At 49.9% G+C, this 13,339-nt stretch carries 13 protein-coding genes; 6 read left to right on the top strand and 7 right to left on the bottom strand.

Annotated features, from left to right (window positions below; all coding sequences use genetic code 11):
- Positions 1–141: 141 nt before the first annotated feature.
- Together IGR76_10175 and IGR76_10170 are read left to right on the top strand one after the other, a co-directional pair.
- On the top strand, positions 142–753 hold the full coding sequence (locus IGR76_10175; protein MBF2078862.1) for an orotate phosphoribosyltransferase: 612 nt from the start codon (positions 142–144) through the stop codon (positions 751–753).
- Positions 754–858: 105 nt separating this feature from the next.
- Positions 859–1,614, top strand: a complete 756-nt coding sequence (locus tag IGR76_10170) for a cobyrinic acid a,c-diamide synthase (GenBank protein ID MBF2078861.1) — start codon at positions 859–861, stop codon at positions 1,612–1,614.
- A gap of 19 nt (positions 1,615–1,633) precedes the next feature.
- Here IGR76_10170 and IGR76_10165 read toward each other — a convergent pair whose 3' ends face one another.
- The 6 genes from IGR76_10165 to lpdA all read right to left on the bottom strand — a co-directional run bounded on the left by IGR76_10165 (position 1,634) and on the right by lpdA (position 8,053).
- Positions 1,634–3,166 (bottom strand): AAA family ATPase, encoded by a 1,533-nt coding sequence (locus IGR76_10165; protein MBF2078860.1) that lies wholly within the window; start codon positions 3,164–3,166, stop codon positions 1,634–1,636.
- A gap of 167 nt (positions 3,167–3,333) precedes the next feature.
- Positions 3,334–3,633, bottom strand: a complete 300-nt coding sequence (rplY, locus tag IGR76_10160; protein MBF2078859.1) for a 50S ribosomal protein L25 — start codon at positions 3,631–3,633, stop codon at positions 3,334–3,336.
- A gap of 89 nt (positions 3,634–3,722) precedes the next feature.
- Positions 3,723–5,069: an adenylosuccinate synthase gene (locus IGR76_10155; protein MBF2078858.1), complete on the bottom strand. Its 1,347-nt coding sequence runs from the start codon at positions 5,067–5,069 to the stop codon at positions 3,723–3,725.
- Positions 5,070–5,204: 135 nt separating this feature from the next.
- Positions 5,205–5,459, bottom strand: a complete 255-nt coding sequence (locus IGR76_10150; protein MBF2078857.1) for a DUF5340 domain-containing protein — start codon at positions 5,457–5,459, stop codon at positions 5,205–5,207.
- A gap of 248 nt (positions 5,460–5,707) precedes the next feature.
- Positions 5,708–6,595: an indole-3-glycerol phosphate synthase TrpC gene (gene trpC, locus IGR76_10145; protein ID MBF2078856.1), complete on the bottom strand. Its 888-nt coding sequence runs from the start codon at positions 6,593–6,595 to the stop codon at positions 5,708–5,710.
- A 21-nt stretch (positions 6,596–6,616) separates the two neighbouring features.
- Positions 6,617–8,053, bottom strand: a complete 1,437-nt coding sequence (lpdA, locus tag IGR76_10140; protein ID MBF2078855.1) for a dihydrolipoyl dehydrogenase — start codon at positions 8,051–8,053, stop codon at positions 6,617–6,619.
- A 659-nt stretch (positions 8,054–8,712) separates the two neighbouring features.
- Here lpdA and IGR76_10135 point away from each other — a divergent pair.
- The 4 genes from IGR76_10135 (at position 8,713) to IGR76_10120 (ending at position 11,537) form a co-directional block, all read left to right on the top strand.
- Positions 8,713–8,994, top strand: a complete 282-nt coding sequence (locus IGR76_10135) for a hypothetical protein (protein ID MBF2078854.1) — start codon at positions 8,713–8,715, stop codon at positions 8,992–8,994.
- Between the two features lie 85 nt (positions 8,995–9,079).
- Complete coding sequence (locus tag IGR76_10130) at positions 9,080–9,775, top strand: response regulator transcription factor (GenBank protein ID MBF2078853.1); 696 nt, start codon at positions 9,080–9,082, stop codon at positions 9,773–9,775.
- A 141-nt stretch (positions 9,776–9,916) separates the two neighbouring features.
- Positions 9,917–10,432: a DUF192 domain-containing protein gene (locus tag IGR76_10125; GenBank protein MBF2078852.1), complete on the top strand. Its 516-nt coding sequence runs from the start codon at positions 9,917–9,919 to the stop codon at positions 10,430–10,432.
- A gap of 904 nt (positions 10,433–11,336) precedes the next feature.
- Positions 11,337–11,537 carry a DUF2949 domain-containing protein gene (locus tag IGR76_10120; GenBank protein ID MBF2078851.1) on the top strand — a complete coding sequence of 67 codons (201 nt, stop codon included), beginning with the start codon at positions 11,337–11,339 and terminating at the stop codon, positions 11,535–11,537.
- 181 nt (positions 11,538–11,718) lie between these two features.
- Here IGR76_10120 and IGR76_10115 read toward each other — a convergent pair whose 3' ends face one another.
- A complete protein-coding gene (locus IGR76_10115) occupies positions 11,719–12,867 on the bottom strand; it encodes an alanine--glyoxylate aminotransferase family protein (GenBank protein ID MBF2078850.1) in 1,149 nt (382 codons plus the stop codon).
- Between the last annotated feature and the right edge of the window lie 472 nt (positions 12,868–13,339).

The following is a 13,339-nucleotide window of genomic DNA, read 5'->3' as shown; positions in this document are numbered from 1 at the left end:
GGCTGATGCTTAAGCGCCTTGCTGCCTCTCCTTGAGATCTCAAATGGGTTCTATAGGGGCAATTGCCCTAACCTGAAGTTTAGATTTTCGAGATTCACAGGAGGCACTAGAATCATGAGTGCTGTTATCAATAATCACACTATGGGTCAGTTTAAGGTGCCTTCAGGGAGCCATTTAGTTTCTGCTCAACCTGAAGAGCTACGCCAATACCTCCTGGATTTGTTCTGTGATGTTGCCTACCAGGAGGGGGACTTTACCCTGTCTTCTGGGCAACGCAGTAGTTACTACATCAACGGTAAGCAAGTTACGCTTCATGCCTTAGGAGGATTGATGGTAGGGCGGGCAATCCAATCTTTTCTGCCTGAGGATACTAAAGCCGTTGCAGGGTTGACCTTGGGAGCGGATCCAATGGTAACGGCGGCCAGTGTGGTGGCGGCTTATGAAGGGCGGGCGATCGCTGCCTTGATCGTACGCAAGGAAGCGAAAGGCCACGGTACCCAAGCCTACATTGAAGGGCCACGTTTACCAGAAGGAAGTTCCGTCGTTGTCCTAGAGGACGTTGTCACGACGGGACAGTCCGCCATGAAAGCGGTCAATCGGCTTCGGGACGCAGGCTATCACGTGAATCGGATTGTGGCTCTGGTCGATCGGCAGCAGGGCGGAGCAGAATTTTACGCAGCCCAAGGTCTAGATTTTCAAGCATTATTCACAGTCCAAGATTTGCAGGCACACTGGGCGGAGCTTCACCGTTAATTCCTGACTTGGGTAGCATCGAACGTTGGCTGTGCAAGAAGGACAGATATGAGCGAGCAACCCAATCTCCCTACCCCTAATGCTTCTGAACTATCTCACTATGCAATCCAATTCCCAGATGACAGCATTTTTGGACAGCTACCGACGGAAGCCAAAGGCTGGTTTGAAAGTTTGCCTTGGCAAAAACGGCGGTACGTCTTGTCGCTGTGCTATTTACTGAGGGTCGCTTCTCCAGAGGCTCAAGCCGAATTCCTAGATGATTACACGGCAGATGGCTTGGTCTCTCGGAAGTTGGAAGATCGGGATACGCTGCAACGGGTGGCTGGGTATCTCAAAGAGTATCGGATTCCAACAGAGCTCAATGAAGCCTTGCTTCGAGGCTATATTCGCCAGTTCTACGTTCATACGGCGCAAGATGCGCGACGACAGCCCGATCTGTACTTGGAATCAGCCCTCAAACTGGTACTCAGCACCGAAGAACGCAATAACGCATTCAATTACGTTTTAGGGTTCGAGCTGCTCCGCATGATGTTTGGGATGAGTTGGTTGCAGCATGAGCGCCTTTACCGCCTCCAGCGCAATCAAGAGGAGTTCATCAGCACCTACATCAAACCGATTCAGCATGCCCACTGTATCAACAGCATCATTGTGCCGCGAGATACCGATACGTTTTTCGCGAAACGCACCCATTTTGTGCAAATTCCCGAGATTTCTGAGAAGAAGTTAAATGAGTTAGTCATGGCAACGTTTACCACCGATGTTGTGACTCAATTTGGCTTTTCAATCATTCGCCATCCCAAATCGTTTAGCTTCGACTACGATTACGTTTTTGCCCCCGAAGACCCGATTTTTATGCCGTAGCTGGATCATAGCGAGAGTTTTACCTAATTTGGCTGTCCAGATCTTGCGTTGTGTCTACGAATCGTACCAAGGAGCGTTCTGCATCAGTAAAGTCTTCAAAGGTTTGCCGAGCCAGCACCTCAACGGTGGCGTCCGCAATGTCTCCTGTACGGGTGCGGAGGCGATCGCTCAAGACATCCAACGGAGCCGTGCAATGATAAATCTCAATCGGCACATTCGCTGCCTGGGCAGCTTCTAGGACGGCTGAGCGCAAAGCAACACGATCGTACTTGGCATCCAGAATCACCGTATATCCCCCTTCTGTGGCAAGACGCATTCCTAGAGCTAAAAGACGGGCATAGGTTTTCTGCGTCATCTCTGGGGTATAGAGCTCGTCAGTCCCGCGCTCCTGAACCGGAATGCCACCCAGATGCTTGCGAATCGCGTCGGAACGAAGGGCGATCGCCCCTGTCTTCAGGGCAAGTTGGCGAGCGACAGTACTTTTCCCAGAACCCGATAAGCCAGACATCATGACGAGTCGCCCTTGCGGTTTGGGCTGTGACCATTGCCAAGCTAGGGTATAGTATTGGGCTGCCGTTTTTTGAATCTTGGCTTTCTGGGCATCGGCGATCGCCGGATCATCGAGCAGAAACGAGGTAACCTTTGCCCGTACATAACTTTGGCGATTCACGTAAATAGGCAGAATGAGGAGTCCTTCCCAGTCGCCAATGGATTCGCAATAGGTATTCAAAAACAACGTACTGAGATCGGTACGCTGGCGAGCCGTCAAGTCCATGACGATGTAGGCAATGTCAAACATGACATCAACAAACCGAAACGGCTCATTAAACTCAATGCAGTCAAACAGCCAAAAGCGATCGCGCCAGTAGCAGATATTACCCAGATGTAGATCGCCGTGGCATTCGCGAATCCAGCCTTGACGAATGCGCTCTTGGAAACGCTCGGTTTGTTCCTGAAAAATGCGATCGCTGTAAGCGCGAGTTTCGTCAAATTGCTCCTGAGTTTGAGGGCCTCCAATATAGTTCTGCGTTTGCTCGTAGTTTTCATCAAACGCCTGCCGAATTTGGGACACTTCTCCAAACGTGCGAATGTAATCGTTACTGATAGCCGACTGGTGAAACGCTGCAATGGTTTTAGCCAGTTCAACAACGTGGGTTTCGGTCAGTTTGCCCCGCTCAAACATAGCGCTGAGTAAGGTTTCTTGGGGAAACTGGCGCATCTGAACGATAAACTCGACGGCCTCTGCTTCGTTATTCGTAAACTCAAAGCGATCGCCCCGTTGCGCTACTGCAAGCACATCCAAATAGAGTTCCTTCGCTGCCCGTTGATTGAGCCTCAATTCCTCATGGCAAAAATGCCGACGCTTTTCAAGGGTTGAATAATCTAGAAATCCAAAATTCAGCGGCTTTTTGACTTTATAGGCATAGTCACCCGTGAGCAGAATGTAGGAGATGTGGGTTTGGATCAGGCGAATAGGCTGCTGTACCGGATGAGGGTAAAAATCCGGTTGCTGCATTTGCACAATTAGCGGGGGAAGGGTCGCGTCTGCCATGATTCAAAAGCCTTAATTAGCAACAGATAAAAAATCGCTCATGTCTCGCACAATGGGCGATCGCAAAAAAAGCCAGGAAAAATCCTGGCTCAACCTGTTTAGAAATAAGCAATCAATACCTAAGGATGTCGCCAAGGAAAAGGCGATCGGCTGCTTATCTAAAGTACCTAAGCCTTCGAGCCTGCATAGAAGCTCAAATGGTACAGGAATCCCTTCCAAGGATGGGCTTGAACCTCTTGAATGACGACTGGGCCACTCCAAGACATCTCCGGAACGCTCAGTTGCACTTTACTTCCTTCACCGTGGCCTCTACGCAGGAGTGCGGCTGCATCACGTTCGTTAACGATAATCTCAACCGATTCCGTACCGTTATGGCCATACAACGAAGCAGGAATTAAACCTTGACGACGCAGCGCATTTGGTTTGCTGCCGGGAGTCCGTTTTTGACACTCAAGCGTTGCTTCCATGATCAATACCCTCAAAAAATCAATCTAAATACAAGAAATATGCAGATCTTTAGCCCTGTTCTTGGAGAAAACTAACCGCTGGGCACAGTCTATGTCCGTAGCACGTCCATCGGTGATGATTCTCCACTGTACAACAAGGCACGTTTAGGGCCGTGAATCGGGTCTTCCACAATGATGGTTTGATCCCGACTCGCTCCCAGGGAAATAATGGCAATGGGAACTTCCATTAACTCTGCCAACAGCTTGAGATAGTCAAGCGCTTGTTGAGGTAACTCATCCAGCGAACGGCAATGGGACGTGGACTGCTTCCAGCCAGGTACTGTTTTGTAGACGGGAGTGCAGCTCGCAAAGCGACGCGCGCTGCTTGGAAAATCCTTGCAGATCTGCCCATCAATGTTGTATGCAACACATACATTAATTTCGTCTAGCTCATCCAGCACATCGAGTTTTGTGATCGCAAGACAATCCAGACCGTTAATACGAACCGCATACCGCCCAATGACAGCATCAAACCAGCCACACCGCCGCCGCCGCCCCGTGGTTGTACCAAACTCAGCTCCGCGATCGCAAAGCAGTTCACCCACCGAACCATTGAGCTCTGTTGGAAAAGGACCCTCACCAACACGAGTGGTGTAGGCTTTGGCAACCCCAATCACGCGGTCAATAATCGTTGGCCCTACGCCAGCGCCTACACAAGCACCACCCGCAACTGGATTAGATGAGGTGACATAGGGATACGTACCGTGATCTAAGTCCAGCAGCGTTCCCTGTGCGCCCTCAAACAAAATATTCCGCCGCTGACACACAGCATCAAAAATGCGCAGGGAGCTGTCATCTACGTAAGGCCGTAGCCGTTCAGCGTACTGAGTATAACTCTCGATGACATCGTCCGCATTGAGGGGAGGCAAACCGTACAGCTTTTCAAGAATGACATTCTTATACTCCACCGTCCACTGAATCTGTTCGCGCATTTCATCTGGATTCATCAAATCCATCATCCGAATCCCAGTGCGCTCAGACTTGTCAGCGTAGGTTGGGCCAATCCCCCGACCAGTTGTACCAATGCGGCGATTGCCACGACGCTCTTCCGCAGCTTGGTCAATCAGCCGATGGTACGGCATGGTAACGTGAGCAGTTTCAGAAATGACAAGGTTGGAGGTTGTAACGCCCAAGGCTTCGAGGCGATCCAACTCCTCAATCAGTTTTTCGGGGTCAATAACGGTACCAGCACCGATAATGCACTCCGTATTGGGGTAGAGAATGCCCGATGGAATCAAATGCAGCTTGAAGGTTTGATCCTTCACGACTACAGTATGACCCGCATTCACACCGCCTTGATACCGAACCACAACATCGGCTGATTTGCTTAGCAAATCAGTAATTTTGCCTTTCCCTTCGTCGCCCCATTGAGCACCAATTACAACAACGTTAGCCAATGATCTGCCAAAGCCAAAGTTTTCACAAATTCTAATTATCCGTAACGCTTGGCTATATTGTCAACCTGAGTTTTGTATCGATATCAGTTGCTCAATAGACAAACCGCAGAAGCTAGTCGGAAAAACTACGTTACTTCAGCATTCTGAAGACGTTATTTCTGGAACAGTTTGAGTATTGAGTGACCAATGGTATTCAACCGATATTCCCGCTCTTTGGCAATTTTCCTCTAACTGCTTTTGCTGGGTTCGGGCTTTACGTAACGTCACAATAAGTTCGTGAAGCTGGTCGCGCAAATGCGGATCTTGTCCAATTACCGCTACGGTCTGCCGTTCTAGCAGTTGTAACAGTAATTCATAGTGAATGTGAGATGGAAGAGGAATGGATTCCATTGAGGTTATGCCTAGCAAAATTATGAACAGATGAACCGATGGGAAGTGTAGCGAATGGATGCACTCCATCCGTCGGATTTAGGTAGAGGTAGGTGGTCGTGAAAAGGCATATCTCAGTCGAACAGTACCCAATTCGTTTTGGTGTCACAATGCTGTGGACTCAACGATTGATCAACGTACTGATCGAATAGCATAACAGGAAATCTACGATGGTCAAGGCGGAGGAAGAAGATATCCGTGCCACTACCCTAGGACTCGCCGTAAAGCTCTGCAATGGCCGCTTTGGGATCCGCTTGCTTCACGAGAGATTCCCCGACTAGAACGGCATGGGCTCCAGCTTGCTGAACAACATTGAGGTCGGCATAGGTGTGCAGGCCAGACTCAGACACAACTAGGATGTTCTGTGCTTTGAGCTCCTGCATGCGGGCAGATAATAACTGGCATGTTGTGTCTAAACTCACAGAGAAATCTTCTAGGTTGCGATTGTTAATACCAATCAGCTTGACGCCTTCTAATTGCAACACCCGATCTAGTTCTTCAAGCGTATGCACTTCAATCAGGGCAGTCATGCCGATGCTGTTGATAATCTTCAGAAAATATTGCAAGTCTTTATCTGACAGGATAGCCGCGATCAACAGGGCGGCATCTGCCCCAGCTAGACGTGCTTTGTAGATTTGATAGGGATAAATCAAGAAGTCCTTACAAAGCAGGGGGATATCAACAGCGGCACGAATTTGGGTTAGGTACTCGAAACTGCCCTGAAAAAATCGCTGATCGGTGAGAACTGAGATACAGGCTGCCCCTCCAGCCGCATAGGATTGGGCGATCGCTACCGGGTCAAAATCTGCCCGAATGACGCCTTTGCTGGGGGACGCTTTCTTTACTTCGGCGATGAGGGCAGGCTGTCGCACAGATTGCTGTAATGCGGCGAGGAAATTGCGAGTTGGGACAGCATCCCGCATTTGCTTTTGCAGTTCTCGCAGCGGCAGCTTTTCGCGATAGAGATCAACCTCTTTTTCCTTATGCCATACGATTTCCTCCAAAATATGCTGGGGTTCAGCATCGGGAGTTGAAATCTGATAGCACAGGCTTTCGACGGCAACGGATGGGTTCGGTGGACGACGGCGAATTTTCATAACGAAGCACGCAGAATTAGCTTAGTGAGTGGTCGAAAGGGCACGCTTGTAGGCCTCATCCAATACCTCAGACAAGGTGGGATGGGTGTGGACTAAGAAGGCGAGGTCGTGGATAGAGCGCTGTTCAGCGATCGCATTTGCTGCTTCTTGAATCAGGTCTGAGGCATGGAGGCCGATAATGTGCGCGCCTAGGATTTCGCCTGTATCTTTGCGGTAAATGACCTTGGCAATCCCTTCCGTTTCGCCTTCCGCGATCGCCTTTGAGTTGCCCTTGAAATAGGAGCGGACACTGGCAATCTCAAATCCTTCTGCGTCGGCTAGCTCCTTGGCGGCGGGTTCCGTCAGCCCTACAAAACTGACCTCTGGATGGGTAAAGGCGGCGGCAGGAATGCTGCGATAGTTCACGGTGCGATCGCGCCCACAAATGGTTTCTACAACCGCGATCCCTTGGGCAGAGGCGGCGTGCGCCAGCATCATCTTGCCCGTGGCATCGCCAATGGCCCACAGATGGGGAATCGGCTCCCCATCCAGGACAACGGCCATAGAGTCATCCACCTGAATAAAGCCCCGTCGATCGGTTTCAACGCCCACAGACTCCAGACCAAGATTCTTCGTCGCCGGAATTCGTCCAGTGGCGACAAGACAGGCATCCACTTCTAGAACTTCTACGACTTCCTTCGTTTTGGCATCGCTGAGTTCAATCACAACCGGAGAGCCGGGGATGACCTTGGTAGCAAGGACGCTGACCCGCGTTTCGATGTCTCGTGGATCGATCAAGACTCGCTTGGCCTGCTTCGCAATGTCGGGATCGAATCCTGGCATCAGTTGATCCAGGGCTTCGATCAAGGTGATCTCACAGCCCAAGGCCGAATAAATATCGGCAAACTCTAGACCGATGTAGCCGCTCCCAATGATGGCAATCCAGGAGGGCAGCCACTCTAGTTTCAAAGCGTCGTCGCTGGTGAAAACTGTTTTGCCGTCAATCTCAATCCCGGGTGGCACGAAGGGAACAGAACCGGGGGAAAGGATGATGTCTTGAGCGGTTACATTAATCTCTCCCGCTGCCGTTTCAACGGAAACCTTGTGGGAGCCTGCCAACTTTCCCCGGCCTTGGATGGTATCGACACCCAAACGCTTGAGGCTATTGGTCATATCCCCACGGATTTTGCCGACAATGTTAGCGGCATGATCGGCGATCGCCTGACGCTCAAAAGAAACATTGGCGATTTGGATGCCCAACGTCTTCAAATGGTGCTCGTCGCGTAACTCCCGAACGCGACCCGATGCAGCAAGCAGCGCCTTCGAGGGAATACAGCCCCGGTTAACGCAGGTTCCCCCCATTTCAGCCATTTCAACAATTGCCGTCTTCAAACCGCAGCTTACGGCATGGATAGCGGCTCCATGACCACCAACGCCAGCACCAATAATAATGAGGTCGTAATCAAATCCGTGACTCACCATCGTATCCTCCCAAATTGCCCTGATACATTCTCAACCGTGGGGGGTGCATTAAACAACACCCGTTGAGAAGCTTACATCGAACGCTTACCCTGTTTTAACGCAGATTGCGGGAGCCTGAGTGACGCAAGCCTACAAACTGACAAATATGGAGCAAGATCTGAGCTTATTTGCCGTTGGTATGAGCTGCAAACCGTTAATGAAGGGGTATTACGTATTCTTGGAAGCGATAGCAAGGGTGGTGCGATTCTGGTTGACTGACAAATCTTTTTTAGTAAGTTGGGTGAAACAACGTGGAACCCAACTCTAGCCTATATTCTGTTGGGTTACGCTAGCGCTCACCCAACCTACGAGAGAATCAGGGTTGTGTGAGTTTTGTCAGTCAATCAGGGTGCGATTTTCATCAATACGGGAATACTGAGATCAAGATCTAAGTTGGGCTTCATCATCAAACGTCGATCATTTCCAGGTTGTTAGCCCTAAATCCAAAGTAACCAATTGTTTATTTTACAGGCGATCGCGATGCGCTAAATGCGGATTCACAGTCATCTTTGCAAATTGTAAGTTACGGTATGGGTGCAATAGGGACTGAGGCCGTATGCGTCGTTCTCTCAACCTGAATTGTTTGTTTCAACGCTTCTTGCTAGGAGTCAAGCACCATGAATCAGAACCAGCAAAACTTGCGCCAAGCGGCAATGGCTGAGTTTCTACAGTCGCTTGAGGCGTTGGAATCTACGTTTACAGCGCCATTGCAGGACGAGCGATCGCCCGAAAGCGCTTCTGATGCTTCCGTCTCTCCAATGGGGCGTGAAAATAACGATGATGGAATGGTCAGGGTTCTGAAGGAAGCCACAGAAGATTTAGAACACTATCTTCAAGAACAGATGCCCCAAAAACCGTTGGCACAAGAGATGCCAATGCCTCCCCAGAACAACCCGTAACAACGAACCCTGAAGAAATCAGTCGGACGTTTCGTTTCAGCCCTATAATGCAACGAGGCATCCTTCATCTCTGAGTTCTTCTAGCATGAATGCGACGTCTCCCGACCTCAATCCAAGGGTTTTGCTCATCGAAACCGACGAAACCCTCGCCGGACAAATCAGCCAAGATTTGCGCGAAGCGGGCTATAACACGGCGATCGCTCCTGATGCAGAACATGGATTACGACAAGCCAAGGACTACCAGCCTGCGCTCATTGTGATTGATCGAATGCTGGCCGGTGAGTCAGGGTTGTCACTATGCCGCAACTTGCGTAGTGGAGGGATTCGCACGCCTGTGATTCTGCTCATGGCACGCGATTCGGTGGAAGATCGGGTTGCGTGTATTGACGCTGGGGCAGACGATTATTTCTTGAAACCCTATCGCAGTGATGATTTCTTAAAACTGGTCAACCTCTACCTGCAGCCAGATGTTACCAATGCCGAACAACTTCGCTTTGCCGATCTGGTTTTAGACCTTTCGACACGCCAAGCATTACGCAATGGACGGGTCATCGAACTTACCATGAAAGAGTTCGAGTTGTTGAAATATCTAATGGAGCACCCACGGGAAGTTCTCACGCGCGAACAAATTTTGGAGAACGTCTGGGGGTACGATTTCATGGGGGAATCCAACGTGATAGAGGTATACGTTCGCTATCTGCGCCTCAAAATTGAGGATGATGGCGAAAAGCGGTTGATTCAAACCGTGCGGGGGGTAGGCTACGTCATGCGAGAGACCTAGAGAGCCTCATCTGCCCTGCCGACGCAAGGTAGACGCATACCTTAAATCCCTATGGAACATCCGCTCTCGAAATTCTTCTAAGCAGTCAGTATATGGAATATCAAACGTTTCTGAGCAACCATGATGCGTAACTATCACTATATGGCTGGGGCGATCGCCATCGGTTTGAGCGTGGGGCTTCTAGGATGTGGAAGCCTAAGTGCGAGCGAGCCTACCGTAGACGAATCCGCACAATCTATCATCACAGCGCAAGGTATGCCGACGACAGGGCAAGCATTGGACGTTTCCGCACAGGTCACCATTGCGGATCAGGTGATTCAGCTTGAAGTTGCCAGAACGCCGCAAGAACAGTCTACGGGGCTCATGTTTCGGACGGAGTTGGCAGACGATCGGGGCATGCTCTTTCTGTTTAACACACCGCGTGTAGCTCGATTTTGGATGAAAAATGTGCCTATTTCCCTGGACATGGTGTTTATGCAGGACGGGGAAGTGGTGGCGATCGCCGCCGATGTTCCCCCTTGCACAACGCCAACCTGTCCGACCTATGGGCCTGATGCGATGGTCAACCAAGTCCTAGAATTGCGGGGTGGACGAGCCGCAGAGCTTGGCATCCAGGAAGGCGATCGCCTCGTGATTGAAGATCTGCCCTCTAACTAGGCAAATCGTCTTTTCAACTGCCCAACAACGATTGGGTTTATCCCCAATCCCAGCTATAAACTGAACGAATGGGTGGGCAAATATTAAGCAAATCTAAAATTTTTATGAGTCCAGCCCCTTTCAGAGTGAAATGAGTGCGAAAAACTCTGTACAAGTTTACGAAGCTTTGCTAAGGTTAGGGGCTTAAGCATAATGTCATTATTGCTACTCAACATTAGTGAATTGAGATATTCACAGAAGCTAATGTCACAAGTACGCAGGATGAAGCGTGGGCACTATTCACGAGTGTCGTAATTTTGCTGAAGACGTTAAGCGCTATTCAAGCTTCAATGGGCAGAGTTCTTCAGATCACTATCCGTGCATCTGCTGCTGAACTTCTCGTTGAGGGGATAAACACTTAGCCTTGGTCGGTCGATTGTGTCATTTTGTCGCTGAGAGGCGATCGCCCTTGACGCAATCCGGTCAACCTCTAGGCAAAAGAAACCCACTCGATGTGAGTGGGTTTTCAGCGAGGCTTCCCACGCAATGGTTGGGGGATGAAAATACTGTGTTCATCAATTCCTTGATGGTTTTACTCAAGAGCGAGTCGTGAGTCTGCGATTTTCGCGCTTGGCAAGGTGTTTGCTCATTGGGTGCGATGAATCTAGATACTTCTCCCCTAGGTTATGTCTGTTGTTGCAGATCAATAAGCTAATGGCGAAGCATTTAGCTACACAGTCAAGTTTAAGAACTCAAACAGAGTATTAAGATTCATTGAAACTGTGATCCTGATCTCTTCTGGGCGTTCTATCTTGCGGTGAAATACGGTGAAGGACAAATTAAAAAGTGGCTGCTGTCCTGAACCTGAGAAAAAAAGCCACGACACAATGGAGACTAATTTTTCCACTAGGAGGTGAGAAACTCAATGACTCCAACAACCTATGCTCGTTTTCTGAAGTTTCTACAGGACGATCTCGCGATTTCATCATCGTCGTTAGCAATGGCTCTCCGCCATGTTGAGCAGGATCCAGGCCCTCTGCCGATGGTTTTGTGGAAGTACGGACTTGTAACACTGGAGCAGCTTGACCGCATTTTTGATTGGTTAGAAACGGCACAAACCTCCTAAATCTGCGATTTGTCGAGTTATTGACTGTACTGTTTTTGTTACAGGATCGCGACCTATGCAGACTACTACTCAGTTCTACAATGCTTGAGAGCGCAGGATATGTCCTGCGCTCTCTGTTTTAGGCTCCTGGAACTAGGTAGGCTAACTTAGCCAGTACGGTACGGTACACATTCCGTTGAGGTTAGTAAAGGGCCTTCGCCGCCGCCGTAATCCCTGCACCTGGCGTGAAGTTGCTATATCCCAAACTTTGTAGAGATGCCTCAAGAGCACCAATGGCTGTCAAGATATCGCGATCGCTCACAAAGCCTAAATGCCCAATGCGGAAGATCTTGCCCTTCAAGTGATCCTGTCCGCCTGCCAACGCAATATCAAACTGCTTCTTCATCGTAGAGCGAATGCCTTCGGCCTCTACGCCTTGGGGCATAACCGCCGTAATCGCAGGACTCGATGCACCCTCTGGGGCAAACAGGGGCAAGTTCAGTGCACTCACGGCAGCACGGGTCGCGTTCATCTGGCGCGTGTGGCGAGCAAAGATAGACTCCAACCCTTCCGCTTTCATCATTTGTAATGCGGCCTGAAGACCGAAGAACAAATTCACGGGAGGAGTAAAGGGAGTGCTATTCTTGACGGCATCTTTGCGATACTTGCCCAGATCTAAATAAAAACGGGGTAGCTTGGCCGTTTTGTAGGCTTCCCAGGCGCGATCGCTCACCGCCACAAACCCCAGTCCTGGGGGGATCATGTACCCCTTTTGGGAACCCGATGCAACAACGTCAATGCCCCACTCATCCACAGGCAGATGAACAGCCCCTAGACTCGTCACCGCATCTACAATCATCAGCGCATTTCCGTGGGCTTTCACCGCATCGTTAATCCGCTTCAGATCGTTCAAAACCCCTGTAGAGGTTTCGCTATGGGTCATAATGACGGCTTTGATTGTCTTATCAGTATCCGCTTGTAGGGTTGCTTCAAAGTCAGCCGGATTGAGAGGCTTACCCCACTCTGCCGTAATCCGTTCTACGGATAGACCGTAAGCGTCGCCCAGTTCCGCCCAGCGTTCGCCAAATTTACCATTACAGCCACAGAGGACGCGATCGCCCGGACTCAGGAAGTTAGTAATGCCTGCTTCCATTGCACCAGTCCCGCTAGCGGCCAGAATCAGCACATCATTTTGAGTTTGGTGCAGCCACTTTAAATTTGCAGTCACCTCCGCCATGATGGCGCTGAAATCAGCACTCCGGTGCCCCATAGGATGCCGTGCCATTGCCAACAGCACACGCTCCGGAACAGGAGTCGGTCCGGGAATCATCAACATTAATTTGTCATCCATTGGTCAATCCTGCCTGACTTAATTGAAACTAATGCGGGTTACGATTGCAGAGCGCTGCCCCTGTTAATTCATGGGGACGGCAACACGCAGTCTTTAATCTTACCTATGAAGCGTGGCATCCAACAAAGTGAACATCGTAAGACATACGATCCAGCATCGCATAACTCTTTCGTCATGAGAAGGTTAATGGCTATGGATCTCTGACCGTCAATTATTCTGACCGTCAATGAGAGTCATGCCACGATGCGATTCTACCCCGCCGATCGGAATAAGCAGCAGCAAGATTCATGATTAAGTTTTTTCTGTCAGGGAATTTACGGTATAAACTCATCAGGCTGGCGCAGTGCGACGAGTTGGCATAGGTCAAACCCACGTAGAATCACCCGCAAAAACTAAAACATTACCCATTGAGCTAAGCTCGACTTTATCCAATTGATCCAAAAAGGAAAGCAGCAAGCAGAATTCAGATGAG

The organism is Synechococcales cyanobacterium T60_A2020_003 (genome assembly GCA_015272205.1).
GTDB lineage: Bacteria > Cyanobacteriota > Cyanobacteriia > RECH01 > RECH01 > JACYMB01.
The sequence above is the reverse complement of the archived record's forward strand: the minus strand, read 5'-3'. Positions and strand labels throughout refer to the sequence as shown.